Genomic DNA, 2,316 nt, shown 5'->3' with positions numbered 1-2,316 from the left:
CATTATTAAATCAAAGATTGGCATCAGATAAACCCTCAAAGAGTTTGTGTTTACCTGAGATAGGACTCCTATTTGATTGCGTGAAAAACCAAATCAGCTAAGAGCTTACTGTATAAAGGTTTAGTTCGACGGAAGTAAATTAATACTCTTATTCCTCTTCGAGGTTTTTATTAACCCAAGTTGCGGGTTATCAAATTCTTGGTAAAAACCAACCGTCGATTCATCTGATCGTCTATGACAAGTTGACGGTTGCGCTACGCGCAACCGTCAACTTTAACTCAACCAAACATTCAAATACTGAATTATTTAAAAGTATTAAAATTTACTTATTCTAGAAAAGCCTGCTGAATGGTAAATGCCAAAATAAATGCTTCTAGTTTAAGTAAAAACCCTTCCAAAGTACAAGCGTGAATTGATTTAGGAAAAACACGAGTGATACTACTAAACACAGTTTCAATGTAATGCCGGGTATGTTGTTTAATATACTGATTCCACGGTGCATCTTGACGCTTGGAATTTTTTTTTCGCATCATTTCAAGAATATTTGGCTACCAATCAAAGGTGGTACTGCACCCAGCCAGGAGCAGCTTCAGGAATTACAAAACTTCATTGATAGTCAAAACAACGTTGGTAATGCTGTTGCCATCCATTGCACCAGTGGCAGACGGCGAACGGGAACAATGCTTGCTTCTTACCTAATTTCTAGTGGCTCGTCTTATGACGATGCTATCGAGAAGATTCTGAACGCAAACCCGCAAGTCGAACTGCGAGAAGCCCAAAGCAACTTTTTGCGAGAGTTGGTAGGAGAATAAGCAATTGCTATAACTTGCTTGCTCATCTCGGTAGTAGGTTTCAATCTTGTTTTGCTTTTGGAAGAGTTAGTACCTTCTGAAATATCTCGAACCGCTCTGATACTAACCGATAGTAAATCCAAGTGCCGCGTCGTTCCTTTTGGAGCAAGCCTGCTTCATACAACACCTTCAGATGATGGCTGACAGTAGGTTGTGATAAACCAAGTGGCTCTATCAACTGGCAAACGCAAGCTTCCTGTGCAGGTTGAACCGCAATTAAACTGAGCAACTGTAACCGAGCCGATTCACCCAGTTTAATTTCCGCACTTTGTCTGTTCAGGCAATTGTGCAGCACCTCGGTATTGTAGCAGATGCAGAATCTATTTCTATTGATGAGCAGGCACTAACAGCGATGCCTGCGGCGGGCAAAGCCAACGCACGACTGGGCGATGGTGGATTGCGAGATGCACTGCAATTACTCGGTCAGGTGAGTCTTTTAGATGAAGATATCACTGCCAATCATGTCATGGAAATCGCTGGTGGTGTGACAGAAACAGAACTAATGTCAATTTTACAGGCAATATCCACCAACAACACCTTTAACTTGCTGCAAGTAGCAAGAGTTTGGCGTTGCTGAATTGAAATATGAATCTGGATGTAGAGACGTAGCAGTGCTACGTCTCTACAAGGATTTTGGTATTATGCAAAATCATTTTCATAGATGGAATCAGCAACGCCAAGAGTTTTAGTAGATTCTGGTAAAACGCCCAAATTGATTCTCTCCAACTTACTGCAAACATACCGAGATTTACTGATTATCAAGTCTGCACCCAAAGAGCAATCCCTGCTAACTGGTTGTGTTAACTATGCTCAACTCAAGGTTTTAGCAAATCACTGGAATTTCGAGACGCTTAACTTGTCTCTAGCAGAGTTACAAAAAGCAGAAAACTATCTTCGGTACACAGTAAATGCTGCTGTGTGGCTAGAAGTTTGCTTACTGAACCTGATACCCAGTTTATTGCCTGTCAGTGCAACCAAGACGCTAACTGCTAAACCTGTGCATGACGGCAAGTTGCTACCAACAGTTGGAGTATACACCACAAACAAGGTGACAGCTAAACCTGTAAATGACAAATTGTTACCAGCAGTTGCAGCCCAGACTACTAACCTGGCTCAAATTTGGCAGCAGGTGATGGATATAGCTAAACCTAGTAATCAAAAGCTTTTGGCTCATGCTCATCTTGTTAAATGGCAAGGTGACAAGGCAATTTTAGAGGTTACACCAGCTTACCTCAAGAAGTTTGAGAGTAGTAAAGAAGCGATCGCTAAAATGCTGCAACGAGTTACCCAAAGTCAAAAACCAATGACTGTGTTAATTAAAACTGCCAACAAGAGCAGTAATATCAAATCCGGTTAAATGCACATAGTAAAGCTGTTGTTTGTTTGTGGCCACCAATGGTAGCAAGTTAGACTACGAATTAGATCGCGGGCATCACATAAAACTTTGCAACGTTGAAATAAGACT

The 2,316-nt window shown here is 41.2% G+C and carries 4 protein-coding genes; 3 read left to right on the top strand and 1 reads right to left on the bottom strand.

Annotation, left to right across the window (positions count from 1 at the left end; translation table 11 throughout):
• The first annotated feature begins 503 nt into the window (after positions 1 to 503).
• Positions 504 to 812 carry a dual specificity protein phosphatase family protein gene (locus LC574_RS36280; protein WP_229458464.1) on the top strand — a complete coding sequence of 103 codons (309 nt, stop codon included), beginning with the start codon at positions 504 to 506 and terminating at the stop codon, positions 810 to 812.
• A 40-nt stretch (positions 813 to 852) separates the two neighbouring features.
• On the opposite strand, the gene LC574_RS36275 is transcribed toward LC574_RS36280, so the two are convergent.
• Complete coding sequence (locus LC574_RS36275; RefSeq protein WP_368736781.1) at positions 853 to 1,146, bottom strand: ArsR/SmtB family transcription factor; 294 nt, start codon at positions 1,144 to 1,146, stop codon at positions 853 to 855.
• Between LC574_RS36275 and LC574_RS36270 the strand changes: the two genes are divergently transcribed.
• Both LC574_RS36270 and LC574_RS36265 read left to right on the top strand, forming a co-directional pair.
• On the top strand, positions 1,120 to 1,428 hold the full coding sequence (locus tag LC574_RS36270) for a hypothetical protein (RefSeq protein ID WP_229458462.1): 309 nt from the start codon (positions 1,120 to 1,122) through the stop codon (positions 1,426 to 1,428). The genes LC574_RS36275 and LC574_RS36270 overlap by 27 nt on opposite strands.
• An 84-nt stretch (positions 1,429 to 1,512) precedes the next feature.
• On the top strand, positions 1,513 to 2,208 hold the full coding sequence (locus LC574_RS36265) for a hypothetical protein (protein ID WP_229458460.1): 696 nt from the start codon (positions 1,513 to 1,515) through the stop codon (positions 2,206 to 2,208).
• The last annotated feature ends 108 nt before the right edge of the window (positions 2,209 to 2,316 follow it).

Origin of the sequence: Nostoc sp. CHAB 5715, assembly GCF_020829685.1 — a bacterium.
Classification (GTDB): domain Bacteria; phylum Cyanobacteriota; class Cyanobacteriia; order Cyanobacteriales; family Nostocaceae; genus Nostoc.
This window is presented reverse-complemented; position numbering and strand designations above follow the sequence as displayed.